Origin of the sequence: Sciscionella sediminilitoris, assembly GCF_000737195.2 — a bacterium.
Taxonomy (GTDB): domain Bacteria; phylum Actinomycetota; class Actinomycetes; order Mycobacteriales; family Pseudonocardiaceae; genus Sciscionella; species Sciscionella sediminilitoris.
This window is the reverse complement of record NZ_JALM01000063.1, coordinates 1-20,399: the sequence shown is the minus strand read 5'-3', so window position 1 is coordinate 20,399 and position 20,399 is coordinate 1. Positions and strand designations below refer to the sequence as shown.

Annotated in this window: 16 protein-coding genes; 6 read left to right on the top strand and 10 right to left on the bottom strand. The window is 71.2% G+C overall.

The window, feature by feature from the left end; all coding sequences use genetic code 11:
• Positions 1-3: 3 nt before the first annotated feature.
• Complete coding sequence (locus AD72_RS23060) at positions 4-1,353, bottom strand: carboxylesterase family protein (RefSeq protein WP_051898914.1); 1,350 nt, start codon at positions 1,351-1,353, stop codon at positions 4-6.
• A gap of 210 nt (positions 1,354-1,563) precedes the next feature.
• Here AD72_RS23060 and AD72_RS23055 point away from each other — a divergent pair, with 210 nt between their 5' ends.
• The 6 genes from AD72_RS23055 to AD72_RS23030 are packed head-to-tail and all read left to right on the top strand — an operon-like array spanning position 1,564 to position 8,279.
• A complete protein-coding gene (locus AD72_RS23055) occupies positions 1,564-2,751 on the top strand; it encodes a CaiB/BaiF CoA transferase family protein (RefSeq protein ID WP_063890787.1) in 1,188 nt (395 codons plus the stop codon).
• On the top strand, positions 2,748-3,629 hold the full coding sequence (locus AD72_RS23050; protein ID WP_031468651.1) for an HpcH/HpaI aldolase/citrate lyase family protein: 882 nt from the start codon (positions 2,748-2,750) through the stop codon (positions 3,627-3,629). Before AD72_RS23055 ends, AD72_RS23050 begins: the two co-directional genes overlap by 4 nt.
• Positions 3,626-4,465, top strand: a complete 840-nt coding sequence (locus AD72_RS23045) for a cyclase family protein (protein ID WP_031468650.1) — start codon at positions 3,626-3,628, stop codon at positions 4,463-4,465. Before AD72_RS23050 ends, AD72_RS23045 begins: the two co-directional genes overlap by 4 nt.
• On the top strand, positions 4,462-5,886 hold the full coding sequence (locus AD72_RS23040) for an MmgE/PrpD family protein (protein ID WP_063890786.1): 1,425 nt from the start codon (positions 4,462-4,464) through the stop codon (positions 5,884-5,886). Before AD72_RS23045 ends, AD72_RS23040 begins: the two co-directional genes overlap by 4 nt.
• A 3-nt stretch (positions 5,887-5,889) precedes the next feature.
• Positions 5,890-6,996 (top strand): acyl-CoA synthetase family protein, encoded by a 1,107-nt coding sequence (locus tag AD72_RS23035; RefSeq protein ID WP_031468648.1) that lies wholly within the window; start codon positions 5,890-5,892, stop codon positions 6,994-6,996.
• A gap of 26 nt (positions 6,997-7,022) precedes the next feature.
• Positions 7,023-8,279, top strand: coding sequence for a phthiocerol/phthiodiolone dimycocerosyl transferase family protein (locus AD72_RS23030; protein WP_051898912.1), 1,257 nt, complete (start codon positions 7,023-7,025; stop codon positions 8,277-8,279).
• A 15-nt stretch (positions 8,280-8,294) separates the two neighbouring features.
• On the opposite strand, the gene AD72_RS23025 is transcribed toward AD72_RS23030, so the two are convergent.
• From AD72_RS23025 to AD72_RS22985, 9 genes are all read right to left on the bottom strand, one after another.
• Positions 8,295-8,768, bottom strand: coding sequence for a GNAT family N-acetyltransferase (locus AD72_RS23025; RefSeq protein WP_051898911.1), 474 nt, complete (start codon positions 8,766-8,768; stop codon positions 8,295-8,297).
• A gap of 21 nt (positions 8,769-8,789) precedes the next feature.
• Positions 8,790-9,617: an ABC transporter permease gene (locus AD72_RS23020; RefSeq protein ID WP_031468645.1), complete on the bottom strand. Its 828-nt coding sequence runs from the start codon at positions 9,615-9,617 to the stop codon at positions 8,790-8,792.
• Positions 9,614-10,597, bottom strand: coding sequence for an ABC transporter ATP-binding protein (locus AD72_RS23015; protein WP_031468644.1), 984 nt, complete (start codon positions 10,595-10,597; stop codon positions 9,614-9,616). The genes AD72_RS23020 and AD72_RS23015 overlap by 4 nt, the downstream gene beginning before the upstream one ends.
• 31 nt (positions 10,598-10,628) lie before the next feature.
• Positions 10,629-11,567: an NAD-dependent epimerase/dehydratase family protein gene (locus tag AD72_RS23010; RefSeq protein ID WP_037347063.1), complete on the bottom strand. Its 939-nt coding sequence runs from the start codon at positions 11,565-11,567 to the stop codon at positions 10,629-10,631.
• Positions 11,568-11,595: 28 nt separating this feature from the next.
• Entirely contained in the window at positions 11,596-12,183 is a 588-nt protein-coding gene (locus AD72_RS23005) for a dTDP-4-dehydrorhamnose 3,5-epimerase family protein (protein WP_031468642.1), read from the bottom strand.
• Between the two features lie 26 nt (positions 12,184-12,209).
• The gene (locus tag AD72_RS23000) at positions 12,210-13,196 is read right to left on the bottom strand and encodes an aldo/keto reductase (RefSeq protein WP_031468641.1); all 987 of its coding nucleotides are present in this window, start codon (positions 13,194-13,196) and stop codon (positions 12,210-12,212) included.
• Between the two features lie 4 nt (positions 13,197-13,200).
• Positions 13,201-14,043 (bottom strand): ABC transporter permease, encoded by an 843-nt coding sequence (locus AD72_RS22995; RefSeq protein ID WP_231644938.1) that lies wholly within the window; start codon positions 14,041-14,043, stop codon positions 13,201-13,203.
• Positions 14,040-17,126: a non-ribosomal peptide synthetase gene (locus AD72_RS22990; protein ID WP_051898910.1), complete on the bottom strand. Its 3,087-nt coding sequence runs from the start codon at positions 17,124-17,126 to the stop codon at positions 14,040-14,042. The genes AD72_RS22995 and AD72_RS22990 overlap by 4 nt, the downstream gene beginning before the upstream one ends.
• 89 nt (positions 17,127-17,215) lie before the next feature.
• The coding region (locus AD72_RS22985) for a type I polyketide synthase (RefSeq protein WP_051898909.1) at positions 17,216-20,399 on the bottom strand (3,184 nt) is incomplete at its 5' end.

The window sequence follows — 20,399 nt, the reverse complement described above, 5'->3', positions numbered from 1 at the left end:
GTGCTAGGGACCGATCCGATAGGGCGCGGGGTGCTGCGGGGACCACTGCGGCCAGTGCGGGCGCCCGTGCCGGGCCAGTTCCATCAGCGCCCGCTGTTCCTCGGCCCCCACGGCGCGGTCGGTCTCGGTCAGCTCGGCGTCCCCGGGGTCCGCGAACATCGTCGGCGCGTCGGCACCGTGCATCGGCCGCCCGCGGAACTCCGGCCGGTGTCCGTTGGGCGAATTGCTCGGCACGTAGTCGAACACCTGCCACCAGCCCTGTCCGCCCGCCGCGAGCGAGGCGGAGAGCAGCCGTTCGGTCGGCTGCCAGAACATGACATCGCTGAGGTACTCGATCTTGGTGTCCCGATCGGCATCCGGCTCCGGACCGGCGTGGGCCTCGTACATCCGCTCGATCGCGTCCGGCGCGATGATCTCGTAGAACTGGGCTTCCGCCGCGGTGACCGAGAGCAGCAGCGGGACATCGCGGATCCGGCCTTCGGCGACCGCGGCCAGCGGCTCCCGGGGCAGCACCCGGCCGTCGACGAACGGGTGATAGGCGATCCGCCCGTCCTGCTCGAGCTGTTTGCTGTGCACATAGCGCAGTCCCACGTTCGCCGCCGCGGCGAGCTCGCGCGCGGAACCGGCCAGTTTCCCGGCCCCCGCAAGGAATCGCTCGGCCCGGGACACAGCCTCGGCCCTGCTCACCGGTGTCTCGGCGGTGCCGCTGTAGATCGCGGCCTTGTGGAAAAGCCCTTCCGCGGCCGGGACTCCCAGCAGGGTACCCACGTCCGAACCACCGGAGGAGGAACCGAAGATCGTCACATTGCCCGGGTCCCCGCCGAACCCCGCGATGTTCTCGCGGATCCACTCCAGCAGCAGAATCTGGTCCTGTACCGGAAGATTCGCGCCGTCGGCGTACTCCGGATCGTGCTCGCCGAGATACAGCCAGCCCCAGGGCCCGAGCCGGTAGTTCGCGGTCACGATCACCGCGTCGTGGTTCGCGGCGTAGACCCAGGCATCCGTGGAGGGCACACTGCCGCTGCCGTACACGTGCCCGCCGAAGTGCAGCCACACCAGCACCGGGCGGCGCGCGCCGTCGGCGCCCGGCGACCAGATGTTCAGGTTCAGGCACTGCTCGTCCTCGACGGCGTCCGGGTGCACGAACCGCGCGGGCATCCACGCGTACATCGGCACCTGCCAGCTGACCGGGCCCCACGAGGTCGCGTCCACCCGCGCGGCGGGCGGTGCCGCGACGGCCGGCCGGAACCGCTCCTCGATCCGTCCGTACGGGATGCCGCGCCAGTTCGGCACGCCGCGGTCGAGACGGCCGTGCACCTGCCCGGACGCGGTCTCCACCACCAGGTCGTTCATCGTCGATGCTCCTACCGGTTCGTCGGCCCGTCCCCGACCAACCTAGGAACCCCGGAGCCGGAAATCCCTCAGACTCCGCGGCGGGCCGAAAGACTACGAAACTCCCCAGGAATCGGCGGCGAACCATTACCCGCGAAGCGGTCCGGGGGATATCCCTTGGAGCGCGACTGGAAGCTCTCGGTCGCGCCAGAACGGATGGATGGTCGGACATTGGACGAACAAGACCGGGCCGCGCCGGAAGCGGGCCCCGCCCTGGCGGGTCTGACCGTCATCGATGCTTCCACGCTGCTCGCCGGCCCCTTCGCCGCCCGCCTGCTCGCCGACTACGGCGCCGAGGTGATCAAGGTCGAGCATCCCTCGGGTGACCCGCTGCGCCGGTTCGGCCAGGTGCGCGAGGGCCGGTCGATGTGGTGGAAGGTGTTCAACCGCAACAAGAAAAGCGTCACGCTCGACCTCTCGGACAGCGCGGACGCGGAGCGCTTCCGGGAACTGGCCGGCACCGCGGACGTGCTCATCGAGAACTTCCGTCCCGGCACACTGGAGCGCTGGGGGCTCGGCCCCGATGTGCTCGCCGAGCTCAACCCGGGGCTGATCCTCACCCGGGTCACGGCGTTCGGCCAGGACGGCCCTTACCACCGCCGCCCCGGTTTCGGCACGCTCGCCGAGGCGATGAGCGGGCTGGCCGCCATGTCCGGCGAACCCGAAGGCGCACCGCTGCTGCCCTCCTTCCCGCTCGGCGACGCCATCGCCGGTCTGCACGCGGCCTGTGCGGCCCTCATCGCGCTGCGCGCCCGCGATCGCTGCGGATACGGGCAGACCGCGGATGTCGCCATCACCGAGACCCTGATCGGTTCGCTCGGCGCCCAGCTGAGCGAGTACGAGCAGTTCGGCGTGAAGCCCGCCCGGCTCGGCAACCGCTCCAACAACAACGCCCCGCGCGGGGTGTACCGCTGCGTGGACGACCGGTGGGTCGCCATCTCCGCGCCATCGCGGGCGGTCGCCGAACGGGTCGTGCGCCTTGTCGGCAGGCCCGAACTGGCCGAGCAGCCGTGGTTCGCGGACGGTTCCGGGCGCGCCGCGCACCGCGAGGTGCTCGACGAGGCCCTCGGTGACTGGATCGCCGCGCACGAACGACCGGATGTGCTCGCCGAGTTCGATCGGGTCGAGGCGGCGGCCGCGCCCATCTACGAGGTCGACGACATCCCGGCCGATCCCCAGTTCCGGGCGCGTTCGCTGCTGGTCTCGGTGCCGGACGCGGAGCTGGGCACGGTCACCATGCCGACGGTCCCGTTCCGGCTTTCCCGGACCCCGGGGAGCATCCGGCGAACCGGGCCCGATCTCGGTGCGCACACCGAGGAACTGCTGCCGCGTCCGCTGAAGGAGGAAGCCGGCATATGAACGAGCTCGCGCTGGACTATCCGGTCTACCGCAGTTGCCTGTATGTCCCCGGCCATCACGTGGACCGCATCACCCGGGCCTACGAGTCCGAAGTGGACGCGGTGATCCTCGATCTGGAGGACGGGGTCCCGGTCCGGCACAAGGCGCGGGCGCGGGACATCGTCGCGGACATCACCGCGCGGCCCACCGCCAAACCCACCTTCGTGCGGCTGAACTCGATGCGGTCCACGCTGTGCACCCAGGACGTGCTCGCCGTCGCCGGGGTCGGCCTCGCCGGGGTGCGGCTCGCGAAAGCCGAGCAGCCGGACGACATCCGGCAGGTGGCCGCGCTGCTGCGGGAACGGAACAGCGCGGCCGCGATCCACGTGCTGATCGAGACCGCGAGCGGACTGGAGAACGCCTACCGGCTGGCCACCGCGGCGCCCTCGGTGCGCATGCTGGGCCTGGGCGAGTCCGATCTGCGCGCCGATCTGCACGCGGAGATGGAGGGCGCCACCATGGACGCGGCACGCAGCCGGATGATCATCGCCTCCCGGGCCGCCGGGCTGCCGAACCCGCTGCAGAGCGTGTTCCCCGACCCGCGCAACCTCGAAGGGCTGGAGCTGACCAGCGTGCACGGCAAGGCACTCGGCTACATCGGGCGGATGGCCATCCATCCCGCGCAGATCCCGATCATCCACCGCGTGTTCACCCCGCAGCCGCACGAGATCGCGGAGGCGATGGAGATCTGCGCGGTGGCCGCGGTCGCCGAGGACACCGATCAGTCGATCGTCATGGACGGCAACGGGAAGATGGTCGGCCCGCCCGCCATCGCGAATGCGCGGCAGACCCTGCGCCTGGCCAGCGCGCTGGATCTGGTGGGGAGTGTGCAGCCGTGACGAGTACCCCGGAACGGATCGCCGATCCGCTGCTGGCCGCGGTCACCGCGGGGGTGCGGACCATCGACCTCGCCCAGCCGCTCGCGAACGGAATGCCCTGCTCCCCCAATCATCCCGGGTTCCGGATGATGCTCTCCCGCAGGCACGGCGACATGGTCCGGGAGGACGGTGGCTCCGCGGCAAGCGAGGTGATCATGACCGGCGGGCACGTCGGCACCCATATCGACGCCCTCGCCCACGTCTCCCAGGACGGCTTCCTCTACGACGGCGTGGACTGCATGGCCGCGCAGACCGGCGGCTCGTTCTCCTTCGGTGGCGTGGACGCGATCACCCCGCGGATCTGCCCCGGTGTGCTGCTGGACATCGCGAAACTCCACGGGGTGCCGCATCTTCCCGGCGGGCACGGCATCACCGAGGAGGAACTGGCCGCGGCCGCCGAACAGGCAGGAGCGGCCCCGCGCCCCGGCGGGGTCTGCCTGGTCAACACCGGCTGGGGCACGCTGTGGGCGCAGCCGCAGCGCTATCTCGGTGTCGAGTCCGGGGTCCCCGGGGTCACCCCGGAGGCGGCGCACTGGCTGGCCCGGCACGAGGTCGCGGCGGCCGGCGCGGACACCTCGGCCTTCGAACAGGTGCATCCGGGCCGGGGGCACGCCACCCTTCCCGTGCACCGCATCCTGCTCGTCGAGAACGGAATCCACATCATGGAGCATCTGCGGCTGACCGAACTCGCCGCCCACGAAGTAGGCGAGTTCGCGTTCGTCCTGGCACCGCTGAACATCCTCGGCGCGACCGGTTCGCCGATCCGCCCGCTCGCCGCCGTGAGCGAGGCCCGGTGAACGCGGTGCGGGGACTCATCGAGGAGGTCGCCGAGTTCGCCGAACTGGTGGTGCGCGACGGGCTTCCCCGGCGACGGCGGGAGGCTGCGGCGCGCGCCGTGCTGGACACCGTCGGCGTGATGATCCTCGGTTCCACACAGTCGATCCGGGAAACCGTGCTCGCCGCGACACAGCAGTGGGGCAGCGCGCCGGACTGCACCGTGATCGGCCAGCCCGACCGGATGCCGAGCGCCTCGGCCGCGTTCGTCAACGGCACGCTCGCGCACTGCATGGACTACGACGACACCCATCTGCCCTCGGTGCTGCATCCCAGCGCGTGCGTGGTGCCTACGGTGCTCGCCGTGGCCGAGGCCACCGAGGCGGACGGGCCGCGGCTGCTGGACGCCCTCGCCGTCGGCACCGAGGTGTGCATCCGGCTCGGCATGGCAGGCTACGACGAGGGGCGGCGGAACTCGATCTTCTTCGACCGCGGCCAGCACGCCACGAGCATCTGCGGGGCCATCGGTTCGGCCGTGGCCGCGGCCATGTTGCAGGCGGGCGACGCGGCGACCACGGCGGCCGCGGCGAGCATCGCGGCCAGCATGGCGAGCGGGTTGATCGAGGCGAACCGCACCGGTGGCACGGTCAAACGCATCCAGACCGGCTGGGCCGCGCACTGCGGGGTCACCGCGGCGCAGCTGGCGGTCGCCGGGCTCACCGGGCCACCGACCGTGCTCGAGGGCCGGTTCGGTTTCTTCCAGGCATTCTGCGGCGAACGGGCCCGCCCGGAACGGGTCACCGAGGAGCTCGGCGCGCACTGGCACAGCGACCGCATGCACGTGAAACCCTATCCGTGCAACCATTTCACCCACTCCGGCATCGACGCGGCGATCGAACTGCGCCGCCGTGGTGTGCGCGCGGGCGAGGTCGAGGCCATCGAGCTCGGCGTGCCGGAGCCGGTGCTGCGCACCATCGCCGAACCGGTCGCCGCGAAGGTCGCGCCCACGACCGGCTACGCGGCCGCGTTCTCCGGCCCGTACACCCTGGCGGCCGCCTTGATCGGCGGTGACGGGCTCGGCCTGTACATCGAGGACTTCACCGATACCGCGGTGCAGCGCACCGAAGTCCTCGCGCTCGCGAGCAAAGTGGCCTGTCACGCGGATCCCGAATGCGCCGCGCTGTTCCCCGATCAGTTCCCGGCCCGGGTGACGGTGCGCCTGTCCGGCGGCCGTACCGAGCAGGTCGCCTGCCTGACCAACCGCGGTGGCCCGCACCGGCCGCTCAGCGACGCCGAACTGGATCGCAAGTTCACGCTCAACGCGGCGACCCGGTACGACGCCGAGGACGCCGCGGCGATCGGTTCCCGGATCCGTGAACTGGTCGAGGCACCGGATGCCCGGCCGGCCATCCAACTGCTCAGCACCCCGACACTCGAGAGGTGACGCATGACCAGCGCCAGCACGGACCCGAAGTGGGCCGCCATCGATCCCGCCGTCCACCCCGCCGATCCCGAGGAATACCTCAGGGTCGCGCTGGACTGGCATTTCGGGGAGGAGACCGGTTCCCCGTTCTGGCTGCGCCGCGCCGCGCAGCTGGGCTTCGATCCGCGCCGCGAGGTGCGCGGCTTCGCGGATCTGGCGCTGTTCCCCAATGTGGTGGACGAACTGCGCGAGGTGGCCGTCGAGGACCTGATTCCGCGCGGCTACGGCCCGAATCCGCCCGCACCAAGGGTTTTCGAGACCGGCGGCACCACCGGGGCACCGAAGCGGGTGATCCTGATGCCGGACTGGATCGAGGCGGCCATCGACCGGATGCTCGCCGGTCCGGTGTTCAGCGGACGGGAACCGTCGAACATCCTGGTGGCCGCGCCCACCGGACCGCACAAGATCGGTTCGCAGTACGACTGGGTGGTGGCACGGCAGAACACGGTCAAGTTCTCCATCGACATCGACCCGCGCTGGGTCAAGAAGCTGATCCGGCGCGGCGCGCACGAGGAGGCGAAGGCCTACGTCGAGCACGTACTCGACCAGATCGAGCATCTGCTGGAGAGCCAGCAGATCGGGATGCTGGTCACCACCCCGCAGCTGCTCAAGGCCTGCGCGGAACGCCCGGGGCTGGCCAAACTGATCAATGCCAAGATCGACGTGGTGTTCTGGGGCGGCTCGCACATGACCCTCGACGACCGGTTCGCGCTGACCCATGAGCACTATCCCGACGTCACCCTGATCAGCCGGTACAACAGCGCACTGGTGCTGGAGGGTGCGCGGGAACGGGCCGGGATCGGACCGGACGAGGAGATCGTCTACGACCCGCGCAGCCCGATCGTCACCTTCCGCGTCGTCGATCCGGACACCCGTGAACCCGTGCCGTACGGTCAGCGCGGCCAGGTCGTGATGAACCACATCAGCAAGGGCATGTTCCTGCCGAACAATCTGGAGCGGGACAGCGCGATCCGGATCGAGGGCCTGCCCGGCCAGATCGGCGATTCGGTCGCCGGCCCGAAACCCGTCGACGTCTTCGACAACGAGCAGGTCATCGAAGGCATCTACTGACGAGCTCCACCACGAGGAAGGCAAGGATGACCGAAGGCGTATTCCGGCGGCCGCTGGCACCAACCGAACTGTCCTTCGCCCAGCACGACGCGTTCTCCGGGTTCGTGATGCGGGTGACGGGGCGAATCGACCGGCCCGCCATGCGGCTGGCCTATTCCACGGTGTGTCAGGCCTTTCCGGTCCTCGCGGCCACCCTGCGGGCCGATTCCGGGCAGACCTTCCTCATCGAGTCCACGGGAACCCCGGCGCCCCGGTTCCACGAGGGCGACCCGGACGAGCCACTCGCCGGTGCGGCCATCGATTCGAGCCGGGCGCTGAGCGCGCTGAACATTGTCGGCGACGGCACCGAGTCGAGTGTGGCGCTGATGGGCAAGCACAGCATCTGCGACCGGGGTTTCATGGTCGAGGTGCTCACCTCGCTGTGGTGGGTGTACTGCGCCGCCTTGCAGGGCACGAGCGTGGATCTGCCCCGGCACCCGTTCCCGAAATCGCTCGAGCAGCTGCTCGCCGAACGGGGCATCGAGCGGGATTCCGCGGCTGCTCCGCCCGAGACGCCCGAGACATCCGAAGCCGAACCGGAGCGGGTCGAGGTCGTGCAGGCCCTGACCCAGATCCGGCTCAGCGAGGCGGAGACCACCGCGCTCGTCGAGCTCGGCCACCGCGAGCAGGTCACCATCAACGGCCTGCTCTCCGGGGCGATCCTGCTCGCCGAGGCGGAGGTGACCGGCCGGGCGCTGACCGAGTTCCAGTACATCTTCCCGATGGATCTGCGCCGCCGCCTCGACCCGCCGGTCGGCCCCGCGGAGGGCACGATCGTGCTCGGCTACGCGGATTTCGCGGTCTCCGAGACCACCGAACCCGATGCCGTGGCCATCGGGCGCGCGGTCGGCGAACAGCTGCGGGCGCGGCTGGCCGAGGACTCCATCCTGACCAGTTTCCTCGATCTCACCGAGTACCGTGCGGCCAGCGCGCGCAATGCCCGGTCCGCTCCGGATCCCGGGGCGGGCACACCGGCTCCGTCGATCCTGAGCCTGACGAACTGGGGCCGGATCCCGGCGCTGCGGCTGCCGGACGAGCTGCGCATCACGAACTTCCACTCCGCGCGCCGTACCAGGGTTCCGGCCGGTCAGCAGCGGGCGGCGAATGTCTCCCGGTACACGGCGAGCACCTTCGACGGCCGGCTCGGTATCGAGCACCATTCGCCTTCCCCCGAGGAGAACACGGAATCCCGGCTTCGCCTGGACGCGCTCGGCAGGGTACTGCGCCGCCTGATCACCGCCTGAGGACGGCGAGCGGCACTAGAGCAGCAGTTCCCACTCCTCGACAAGCAGGATGCCGCCCGCCTCGTCCACATCCTCGGTTTCCCGCACGCGCACGAAGCCCGCCTTCTCGAGCACCCGGCCGCTGCGCGGACGCTCGAGCGGCGTGTGGGCCACGATCCGGCGCACCGCCGGTGTCGCGCGCGCCTTCGTCACGAGCGCCTCGACCGCCGCGGTCGCGTACCCGCGGTTCCACTGGGACGCGACGATCGCGTACCCGATCTCGACCGTCGCCTCCGCCACGAACGCGCCGCCGATCTCGCCGACCACGACCTCGTCTTCGCGGCGCTGCACGAAAAACGGGCCGAGCCGGCCCGCGCCGCGCACCCCCTGCGCCACGTCCGCGGAGAATTCTGTCGGGTAGTCGTCCGCGAGACGCACCTCGCTCGGGCGGTCACCGGCGAGGATCGCGTCCGCGGCCGCCGGAGTCATCGCGCGCAGCACGACCAGCATGTCCGGATTCTAGCGAAACACCTAATCCTGCGCGCGGCGGCGGAATCCGGCGGTGCCGATCACGAGCAGCACGGCGGTCACCCCGAGCAGTACGGCCGCGTCGATCCAGAGGGCGATGGAGTGCATCTCCGGCAGCACCAGCCAGCGCAGCCCCTCGCTGAGGTAACTCATCGGGTTGAGCGCGGCGATCACCTGGAACCAGTGCAGCTTGTCCAGTCCGAAGAACGGGAACTGCACCCCGCCGGTGAAGGTCATCGGCAGCAGCACCGCGGCGAACACCACGTTGATGTGCCGGGCGGCGACCGAAATCCCGATCACCAGGCCCATCGCGGCGCCCGCCAGCGCGCCGAGCACCGAAACCCCGGCCACCGCGGGAAAGGCCGTGCCCGGCCAATGCCCGCCGAGCATCGCCAGACCGGCGGGCACCATGATGATCCCGCCGATCAGCCCGCGGATCGCCCCGAAGACGACCTTCTCGATCGCGACGGCGGTGGTCGAGATCGGGGCGAGCAGCCGGTCCTCGATCTCCCGGCCCGCGGCGAAGTCGATGGCCATGGGCAGCGCGGTGTTCTGCACCGCGGCGCCGAAGATCGTCATGCTCACCACGCCGGGCAGCAGGATCTTCTCCATCGCGGGCGTGGCCAGCCCCAGTTTGCCGAGTACCACGCCGAAAACGAACAGCGTCACCATGCGCTGCAGGACGACCTGGACCAGGAACGGCCGCACCTCGCGCACCATCACGAACAGATCGCGGGCCAGCAGCGTGCCGAAGGTCGCGAGGCTGCTGCCCGTCCGCGGGCGGCTCGCCAGCGCGGGGGCGGCGGTGTCGGCTTCGGAGACGGTGGTCATTTCCTCAGATCCCGTCCCGTCAGTTCGATGAACACGTCCTCGAGCCCTGGCCTGCCGATCGCCACATCCCGTACTTCCCAGCCGCCCTCGGACAACAGGTCGAGCGCGGCCTTGACCACCCGCGGCGCCGCGATGTCCGAGTACAGCCGGATCGTCTCCTCGGCCGAACCCGCACTGCCCTCGATCGATTCCACCCGCCGCACCACCGGGATCCCGGCGAGGGCGTCCTGGGCTTTCTCGGCCGCGGATTCGTTGTGCGCGATGGTCAGGGTCACCGAGGAGGAACCGGGCAGCAGCTCGGTGAGGTTGGCCGGGGTGTCGACGGCGAGCATCCGGCCGTGGTCCACGATCCCCACCCGGTTGCAGAGCTTGGTGGCCTCGCTCATGTCGTGGGTGGTGATGACCACCGCGGTGCCGTCCCGGTGCAGGTCCTCGACCCGGTCGTGCACGAACAGCCGGGCCTGCGGGTCGAGTCCGTTCGCGGGCTCGTCCAGGAACAGCACATCCGGTTTGTGCATCAGCGCCCTGCCGATCATGACGCGCTGGGTCTGACCGCCGGAGATCTGGCCGATATTGCGGTTCGCCACCGCGGTCAGGCTCATCCGCTCCAGGATCTCGTCCGCGAGCCGGGTCCGCTCCGCGCGCGGAATGCGGTGATAACGCGCGTGGAACAACAGGTTCTGCCGGATGGTCAGCGAGCCGTCGAGGGTGTTGCGCTGGGAGACCGCGGCCAGCACCCGGCGGGCACCGATCGGATCCCGGACCACGTCGACCCCGCAGACCGAGGCGTACCCGGAGGTGAGCCGCACGCGCGTGGTGAGCACGCCGACCGTGGTGGTCTTGCCCGCGCCGTTCGGCCCGAGCAGCCCGAACACCTCGCCCGGCCGCACGGTGAAACTCAGCGAGTCCACCGCATTGGTGTCCCCGCCCGGATACCGCTTGACGAGATCGCGGACCTCGACGGCCGAATCCTGGCTCATACCCCAGCCTCCGTGTTTCTCCGGACCGGAATCACTCGGAATCCGCGTGCTGCGGGACGGCGGCGGCCGCCCACATATCGCGCAGTGATTCGGCGAGCCCGGTCGTGGGTTTCCAGTCGAGAACCTCCGCGGCGAACCGGATGTCCGCCTGGGTCCAGCCGCCCCCCTTGCTCTCCAGTGCCGCGTCCCGCCGGTGCACCGCGTCCCCGGGCAGCCCGGATGCGGTGTGCAGCAGGCCGACCAGCTGGCGCAGCTCCACCGCGACACCCCAGCCGATGTTGATCACCTGCCCGAGCACCGGGGCGGTCGCCGCCTTCAGCGCAGCCTCGGCCACATCCCGGACATCGATGAAGTCCCGCTTGGCGTCGGCGATGGTGAGCTCCACCGGTTCCCCGGGAACGGCCGCCCGCAGCTTGCCGACCACGGCGCCGAGGAAACTCGCCGATGTCGTTCCGGGACCGCAGACGTTCACCGCGCGCAGTACGACACCGTCCACCGCACCGCTGCGCGTGGCGTCCAGGACCGCCTGTGAACCGGCCAGTTTGCTGCGCGCGTACGCGGTCCGCGGCGCCGGGATCCGGTCCTCACCGATCAGCGTGCCCTCGGGGACCGGGCCGTACTCGTGGATGGATCCCAGGTGCACCAGGCGAACGCGGCGGGACAGTTTCGGCCAGGCGGCGAGCAGCCGCTGCACCAGCGTCACGTTCGCGTACACCAGTTCGGCTTCGTCCTGGCTCCAGCTGCCGGTCGCGTTCACCACGACGGAAACCTCCGCGCTGTCGAGGAGTTCGGCGATCTCCTCCGGTGCGGCGGCCGCGAGGTCGAGCGGTGCGAACTCGTACTCGTAGACCTGCGGGGTGTACCGTCTGGCGACCGCGAGCACCTCGTAGCCCTGCTGCGCGAAGGCCGCGCACACGAACCGCCCGATGCCACCGCTCGCACCAAGTACGGCCACCTTCGGCGCACTCATCAGCATTCCTCCTCAGACCGTCCGCGGTTCACTCGATCTCCGTGCAGCATTCGTATTCCGGGAGCAGACCGGCGGACTTCGCCTCGGCAAGGCTCGGCGCGGCCCGGTCCCGCTCGGAAAGGATGGGGTCGAGATCATCGGGGATCGGCAGCGCCAGTTCGGGATCGAGCACGGCGATCGCCAGCTCGTTCTCCGGAACATAGCTCGCGGAGAGCGTGTAGGACATCATCGTGTCGTCGGTGCGGGCGACGAAGGCGTGGCCGACCCCGACCGGGAAGTACGCGGAGCGGAAGTTCTCCGCGTCCAGTTCCAGCACCTCGTAGCGGCCGAAGGTCGGCGAACCCACCCGGATGTCCACCACGATGTCGAGCGCTTTCCCTTGCACACAGCACACATACTTGTGCGCGCCGGGCGGGGTGGCCGTGTAGTGGATGCCCCGGACAGTCCCGCGCCGGGATTTGCTGTAGCTGGTCTGGCGCACCGGGAAAAGCGGCCTGCCAAGGGTTTCGGCGAACACCGGCTCCTGGAAGGGCGAGACGAACAGGCCCCGGTCGTCACCGAACACCCGCGGGGTGAACTCGAAGGCGCCGTCCACCGCGAGCTCGCGTGCCCGCATGGCGAATCCGTTCCCTTCCCGGGCGGTCATCGGGCCCACGCCTCGGGGCCGGGCATACCGTTGCCGATGGGCGGGAACAGCGCGTCCAGCTCGCGCAGCACATCCTCGTCGAGTTCGAGCTCCAGGGCCCGCTGCGCGCTGTCCAGGTGGAACCGGGTACGCGGCCCGATCGCGGCCCCGGTGACGCCCGGCCGGGACAGCACCCAGGCCAGCGCGATCTCCGCGGGATCGGCCCCGATCGTGGCGCAGTACTTCTCGTATTCGGTGACGGTGTCCCGCTGGGTCTCCAATGCGACCATGGCCCGGCCCTGGGCCGATTTCACCGCGGTGCCCTCGGTCTGTTTGCGCAGCGCGCCACCGAGCAGGCCGCCGTGCAACGGGGACCAGGCGTAGACCCCGATCCCGTAGGCCTGCGCGGCCGGGATCAGCTCCAGCTCCACATGGCGGCGCACCAGGTTGTACGCGCACTGCTCGGCGACGACCCCGAGGAAGTTGCGGCGGCTCGCCGACTCCTGCGCGGAGACCAGGTGCCAGCCCGCGAAGTTGCAGGAGCCGACGTAGCGGATCTTGCCCTGCTGCACCAGGGTCTCCATCGCCTGCCACACCTCGTCCCACGGGGCGCTGCGATCGATCTGGTGCATCTGGAACAGGTCGATCCAGTCCGTCCGCATCCGGCGCAGCGAGTCCTCGCAGGAGGCGATGATGTGCCGCGCGGAGAGGCCCTGGTCGTTGGGCCAGTCGCCCATCGGCTGGCAGACCTTGGAGCCCAGTACCACTTTCTCCCGGCGGCGGTCCCCTTTCGCGAACCATTCCCCGAGCAGTTCCTCGGTGTAACCACGGTGTTTCTGCCAGCCGTAGTGGTTCGCGGTGTCGAAGAAGTTGATACCCCGCTCCAGCGCGGTGTCCATCAGGTCGAAGGCTTCGGTGTCGGTGGTGCGCACCCCGAAGTTCAGGGTGCCGAGGCAGAGTCGGCTGACCGTGAGCGCGGTGCGGCCGAGTCGGGAATAGTGCATCGGTTCAATCCTGTGATTTGCGGTGGAATCCGGAGGTACCGGCGAGCAGCAGCACCCCGGTCGCGACGAGCAGCACGGTGAAGTCGATCCACAGTGGAATCGAGTCCCGTCCGGGCAGCACCAGCCAGCGCATGCCCTCACTGAGATAGGTCATCGGGTTGAGCGCGACGATCACCTGGAACCAGGGCAGTGCGTGCAGCCCGAAGAACGGGTACTGGGCGGCCCCGGTGAACATCAACGGCAGCAGTATCGCGGCGAACACCACGCCGATGTGCCGTGCCGGGACCGAGGTGCCGATCACCAGACCGAGCGCCCCGCCGGCGAGCGCCCCGAGCACGCTGATCACGATCAGCACCGGCCATACCGGCGGCGGCCAGTATCCGTCGAGCATGGGCAGGCCGATCAGCACCATGATGATGCCCGCGATCAGTCCGCGGACCGCGCCGAACACGATCTTCTCCACGCCGACGGCGGTGGTCGAGATCGGGGCCAGCAACCGGTCCTCGATCTCCCTGGTGGCCGCGAAGTCGACGGCCAGCGGCAGCGCGGTGTTCTGCACGGCCGTCTGGAAGATCGTCATGCTCGCCACCCCGGGCAGCAGGATCCGCACCAGCGCGGGCGTCACCAGGTCCAGCCCGCGCAGCACGACGCCGAAGATGAACAGCATGAACAGCGGCTGCAGGATGACCTGGACCATGAACGAGGGCAGCTCGCGGACGGTCACGAACAGATCGCGGGCCAGCAGCGCGCCGAACACGCGCAGGCCCTCGAATCGCACTCGCGGCGGACGGTAGGGCGCGAGCGGGGCCTCGGTGCTCCCCCGTTCCACGGTCATCGTCTCGTTCATGCCCCGGTCCCCGCTCGGTCGAGTTCCCGATCCCGGGACGCGCGGGCCAGTTCGGCGACGTGTTCGATGGTGGGTTCGCGGATCAGCTCACCGAGCCGCTCGTAGAGCCGCGCGCTGCCGGGCGGGCCGATGACCTCGTTGGCCACCCGGTCGATCATCAGCAGCAGCGAGAGCGAGTCCCCGCCGAACCGGTGGAAGTCCACTGTGGACGCGGGAACCTGTCCCTCGGGGAGCCCGAGCACCGCGCACCAGATCGCCGCGACCGCCGCGGTCACCTCATCGCCGTCGGAGGCGGTTTCCTCGGCCGCGGCCACCGCGCCGCCGGTGTCCTGTTCGAACGGATCCGGCAGGGCGAGCACGTCCACCTTGCCGTTGACCGTCTGCGGCAGCGCGTCCGGGTAGGCGGTGGCCGCCGGGACCATGTAGTCCGGCAATCGCTTGCGCAGCCACCGTTCCAGGTCCTCGGCTGTTCCGGGCGGCGCCCCGGTTCGCAGGCAGGCCCACAGGCACAGCACCCGCGCCGCACCGGGCCGGGGCGCGCGGGCGCGCACGAAGGCCTGAGTGACTTCCGGGTGCGCCTCGGCTTCCTGGGCGATCTCGGCGGGTTCGATGCGGTGGCCGAGGATCTTGATCTGGTCGTCGGTGCGCCCGTGGAACTCCACGGCACCGTCCGGGCGGAGCTTCGCGAGATCCCCGGTGTCGTACACCCGCTCCCCGTCGGCGAGCCGCACGAACCGTTCCCGGTCGAGGTCCGGACGCCCACGATAGCCGCGGGCCAGTTGCGCCCCGCCGAGGAACAGCCGCCCGACCTCGCCGACCCCGGCGTGGCGGCCCTCGGTGTCCAGGATGTGCATCGTGCAGTTGTCCAGCGGGCGCCCGATGGGGACCACCGCCGCGGCCTCCGGACCGCCGTCGGCGGCGTCCTCGTACTCGTGCACCGAGACCCCGACGGTCGCCTCGGTCGGCCCGTACTCGTTGAGGATGCGGCAGTCCGGGCCGAACACCTCGCGGGCCCTGCGGGCAACCGCGGTGTTCAGCTGTTCGCCGATGACGATCAGGGAACGGACCCCGGGCACGGTGATCCCCAGGCGGCCGATCAGTTCCAGATGCGTCGGGGTGAGCGTGATCTCGGTGGCCCGCGCATCGCGCAGCACCGCGCGCAGCACATCCGGGGCGGGTTCGCCCGGTACCGGGACGATGGCCCCGCCCGCCGCGATCGGGGCGTACAGCGTGGTGGCCGAAACGTCGAAGGAAGGCGAGGTCAGCCACGGCATGCGCGAGTCGGCGCGCACCCCGAATTCCCTTGCCGCCCAGCGCACATAGTTCGCCAGCGCGCCGTGCTCGATCTGCACGCCCTTGGGTTTTCCGGTGGACCCGGAGGTGTAGATGACATAGGCCAGATCGTCCGGGCCGGGCGGAACCGGTCTGGGGCATGCCCCGGCGGACTCCTCGCTGAGGGCGTCCTCGAGGATGATCTCGCGCACCCCGGCGGGAAGCAGCGGCCGTCCGGTCTGTTCGGCCTCGACAAGGCACTGGCGGGCACCGGAATCGTCGAGCAGATCGCTGATCCGCGCATCGGGGTGGGCGGGATCGAGTGGCAGATAGGCCGCGCCCGCGCGCAGCACACCCCAGATCGCCGCGATGGCCGCGGCGCTGCGCCCGGCCACGAGACCGACCACGTCCCCGCGGCGCACCCCGCTGCGGACCAGCGCGGCCACGATCCGGTCGGCGCGCGCGTCGAGTTCGCGGTAGCTGATCCCGGTACCGTCCAGCCCGGCGATCGCCACCGCGTCCGGGTGCGCGGCGGCTGTGGCGGCCAGGTCCTCGACCACGGTGGTCCCGGGAAGCGGGCACGCGGTGTCGTTGCCCGCCCAGTGGCTTCGCCGCGCGGGCCAGACCCCTTCGGCCAGGTCCTCGAGCAGCCGCTCGGCCGCGGGCCCGGCTTCGTCCTCGGCGTACCAGCCGACCGAGATATCGGTGCGGCCCTCGGATTCGATCGCGTCGATCACCACCGCGGCACCCGGCGGGACCACCGGCAGGGTGTAGAGGGCGCGCGCGGTGAACCCGGCGCCGCTGTAGTCCGCGCAGCGCAGCCGTCCCCAGTGCGAGACGATCGCGGTCGCGGTGCCCACCCCCTGATCGACGGCCATCCGGTCCAGTCCGCGCTGGATCAGCCGGATGGTGTCCGGGTCCTCGCCCTCGGACTGCGGCGGCGGGCACATGTCCAGCTCGCGCCGTTCGGCGAGCGCGGAGAGCAGCCGGGCGTGCAGCTCGGTCCAGTCGTCCTCGGCCGAGGCGTCCAGCACGACCTGCAGCACCAGGTTCGCGGTGCTCGACACGGCGGGATCGTGGCGGCGCAGATCGACCGGGATCAGGCAGCGGACCGGTTCCCCGCGGGCCGCGAGCCCTGCGACCAGGCGCGCGATCAGCCCGTGGTGCACACCCTCGATGCCGCGCCGCCGCCACAGCGGTTCGCGCACCTCGGTGGTGGTTCTGGGCAGCAGCACGGGCCAGTCGGGGGTCAGCAGTGGCGGCGTGCGGTCCCCGGACCCGGGCAGCGCGGCGAGCAGGCGGTTCGCCAGTTCCACATCGGTGACCGTGTCGGTGGCGGGCGCCGGGGTTTCCCCGCGCAGCGCCGCGAACACGGCCGCGGACCACAACACCAGGCCGCGCGCGTCCATCAGCGCGTGGTCGGCCCGGAAAATCACCGTGGTGCCACCGGTTTCCGGCCGGGCGAGCAGCACCTCGCACAGTGGCCGCCCGTCCGCACCCGGGCGGTGGCGCAGTTCGGCGAGGTCCCGGACGGCGCCGCGGTGCCCGGCCTCGCGCACAGCGGGCGCCAGCCCGGTGTCGATCAGGTACCCGTCCACGGCGGCGACGCACCTGCTGCCCGGGACGGCCGCACCGGCGAGGGCGAGCGCCTGCTCCAGTTCGGCGACGGTCAGGTCGCCGTCCCCCTCGACGCACAGCTGCAGTGTCACCGCGGCGTCCGGCCCTGCCTCGAGGAATTGCCGTTCGACAGGGGAAACCGGCCGCCTGAAGGCCCGGTTGCGGTCTGTCCGGCCGCCGAGATTGGTGGTCACGAGGTGCCTCCGGCTCGGTAGCGAGAAGATGTCACCACGAACTTAGGAACGCGGAGACCGAAAAACACCCAGACTTGGCTCATCCCGGATCACCGGCCCCGGACCTGGTCCTCGATGAACGCGAACAGGGCCTCGTCATCGGCATCGGCCAGCCGTTCCCGCGCGGATTCGGCGGCCACCAGCGCCACCGGTGCACCGTCCACGATGCCGAGCATGGTGTGCAGGCGTTCCCGCAGCCGCTGCCGATCCCCGTTCGGCCCGTGCTCGCGCAGCCGTGCGGCGAGGCGGTCCAGTTCGGTCAGCAGATCCGGTTCCGGGGTTTCCTCCGTGGCCAGCTGGGCGTGGATCTCCTCGGTGAGTTCGCCGATCGTGGGATGGTCGAACACCAGGGTCGCGGGCAGTTCGAGCCCGGTCCCGGCGCGGATACGGTCGCGAAGCTCCACCGCGGTCAGCGAGTCGAGCCCGAGATCACGCAGCGGGGTGGCGGCATCGATCGCGGCCGGGCGCGGATGAGCGAGCACCGCGCCCGTCTCGGCGCGCAACAGTCCGGCGAGCACATCCCGGCGTTCGCCCGCTTCGGTGTCCCGCAACCGGATCAGCCAGGTCCCGCCCTGCTGCTCGCCGATCGGCTCCGGGCTGCGCACCAGGTTCGCGAGCAGCGGGGCGGACCGGGCCGCGGTGAACGCGGTGGCGAACCGATCGAGTTCGAGGTCGGCGACGGCCAGTACCGCGTCCTCGCGCCCGATCAGCGCGGGCAGCGCGGCGAGCGCGCGGTCCGGATCGATCGGGCGCAGTCCCCTGCGGGCCAGTGCGGAACGGGATTCCGGATCCGCGGCCATCCCGGCGCCGTCCCACGGTCCCCAGGCCAGGGCGATACCGCGGTCCCCCGCGGCCCTGCGGCCGAGCACGACCGCGTCGGCTGCGGCGTTCGCGGCAGCGTAGGCGCCCTGCCCACCGCTGCCCCAGATCCCGGCGACCGAGGTGAGCACGATCAGGTCCACCGCGCGTCCCCTGGTGACCGTGTCCCAGACGGCGGCCCCGATCGCCTTGGGCCGCGCGCTCGCCGCGATCACCGGCTCGTCCAGGTCGCGCAGCGCGGCGTCGTCCAGCACACCGGCGGCGTGCACCACGGTGCGCAGCGGCGGCCCCTCCCGGTCGAGTTCGGCGAGCAGCGCGGTTGCCGCTTCCGCGTCCGCCGCGTCCATGGCCAGAATCCGCGCCTGGGCTCCACCGGCCTCGATGGCGGCGCGCAGCGCGTCCGCGCCGGGGGCCTCGGGTCCGCGCCGCCCGGTGACCACGACCCGTTCGGCGCCGTGTTCGGCCACCCAGCTCGCGATCCGCGCGCCGAGTCCCCCGGTGCCACCGGTGATCAGCACGGTGCCCGAGGGCTGCCAGGCTTGCGCTGCCGCGGATTCGGCCGGTACCAGTCGCCGGCCGTAGGCGCGTCCGGCGCGTACGGCGAGCTGATCCTCGTCCGCACCGGCGAGGGCGGCGGCGACCGTTTCCGGTTCGCTGTCCGGTGCGAGGTCGATCAGTCCGCCCCACCGGTCCGGATGTTCGAGTGCCGCGCTGCGCCCGATTCCCCACACGGCCGCGGATGACGGTTCCGGTGCGCCCTCCTCGTCGTCGACCCGTACCGCGCTCCGGGTCAGGCACCACAGCCGTGGTTTCGCTCCGGCCGCGTCGATGGTCCGCAGCAGTTCGGGCACCTGAGCGGGTTCCTGGACGAGCGCGAGCACACCCTCCACTGTGGACTGTCCACACAGGAGTTCGGTGAGCCGGTCCGGGCCACTCACGGGCTCCGCACCGAGCGCCGCGGCCAGCGCCGGGTCCGCAGCGGATGGCGCGGAGTACAGCAGCCAGCGTCCGTTCGGCCGCGCCGCGGGGAGTTCGAGCTGTTCCCAGTCCTCCCGCAGGCAGGTGAGTTCGGCCCGCGGTGCGCTCGGCCAGAACCGGCGGTGTTCGAAGGGATAGGTCGGCAGCTGCGCGCGGGCGGGTCCGCGCGGGCGCCAGCCGGTCAGCTCCGCCCCGGCACACCACAGGCTCGCGGCGGCGCGGTCGGCCGCGGTCGCGGCCGGTTCACCTTCCCGGCCGAGGCACACGGCGAGCGTGTCGTGTTCGCCGCGCACGTGGCCGAGCAGCGCCGGGTGCGCGCCGAGTTCGAGCCACCGGCACACCTCGGTTTGGGCCGCCACCGTCGCGACGGCCGCGGCGAACCGGACGGGTGCGGTGAGCTGTCCTGCCCAGTATCCGGGCTCGGCCATGGCATCCGGGTCCAGTGCTGTTCCGGTGACCGTGGACACGATCCGCAGGCGCGCGGGCGACCAGTCGAGCGTGCCGGCCGTGGCGGCGAGTTCTTCGGCGGCGGGGGCCATCGCCGGGGAGTGGAACGCGTGGCTGGTCTTCAACCGGGAGACCCGGAGATCCTGGTCCAGGGAATCGAGTACGCGTTCCACGGCCGCGGTCTCCCCGGAGAGCACCAGGCTCGTGGCCGCGTTGTACGCGCCCACCGCGACCTCCCCGGGGAGCCCGGACACGAGTGCGGCCAGGCGATCGGGCGGGCCCGAGACCGCCGCCATCGAGCCGCCGCGCGGCAGCCGGGCCATCGCCTGTGCGCGTGCGGTCACCAGCCGCGCCGCGTCCGCCAGCGACAGCGCGCCCGCGAGGTGCGCGGCCGCGATCTCGCCGACGGAGTGCCCGATCAGCACGCTCGGCTGCAGTCCCCAGGATTCGGCGAGCCGGAATCCCGCCACCTGGAAGGCGAACAGGGCGGGCTGGGCCCAACGGGTGTCGGCGAGGGCGGCGGGGTCCTCGCCCCACAGCACGTCCTGCAGCGAACCGTCCACCTGGGAGTCGACGGCGGCACACGCCTGCTCGAAGGCTTCCGCGAAAACGGGTTCCGCGGCCACGAGCTCGCGGCCCATGCCGAGGCGTTGCGCGCCCTGTCCGGGAAGGAGCACGCCGGTGCCGCCTTCCGTGACGGTTCCGCGCACCAGCCCGGGATGGCTGCGGCCCTCGGCGAGCGCGCCGAGGGCTTCGGTCGCTGTCTCCCTGCCCAGTGCTGCGACCACGGCGGCGCGGGTACGGAGGCCGGTCCGCGTGGTCAGCGCGGCGGCGGCCGCGGGCAGCGATACGGATTCGTCCGCGAGTCGTCCGGCCAGTTTTCCGGCCATGGTGGCGAGCGCGGTCTCGGTGTGCGCCGAGAGCAGCAGCGGCGCGGAGGTTTCCTCGTCCGGTGTCGTTTCCGGCTCCCCGGGTGGTTGTTCGAGGATC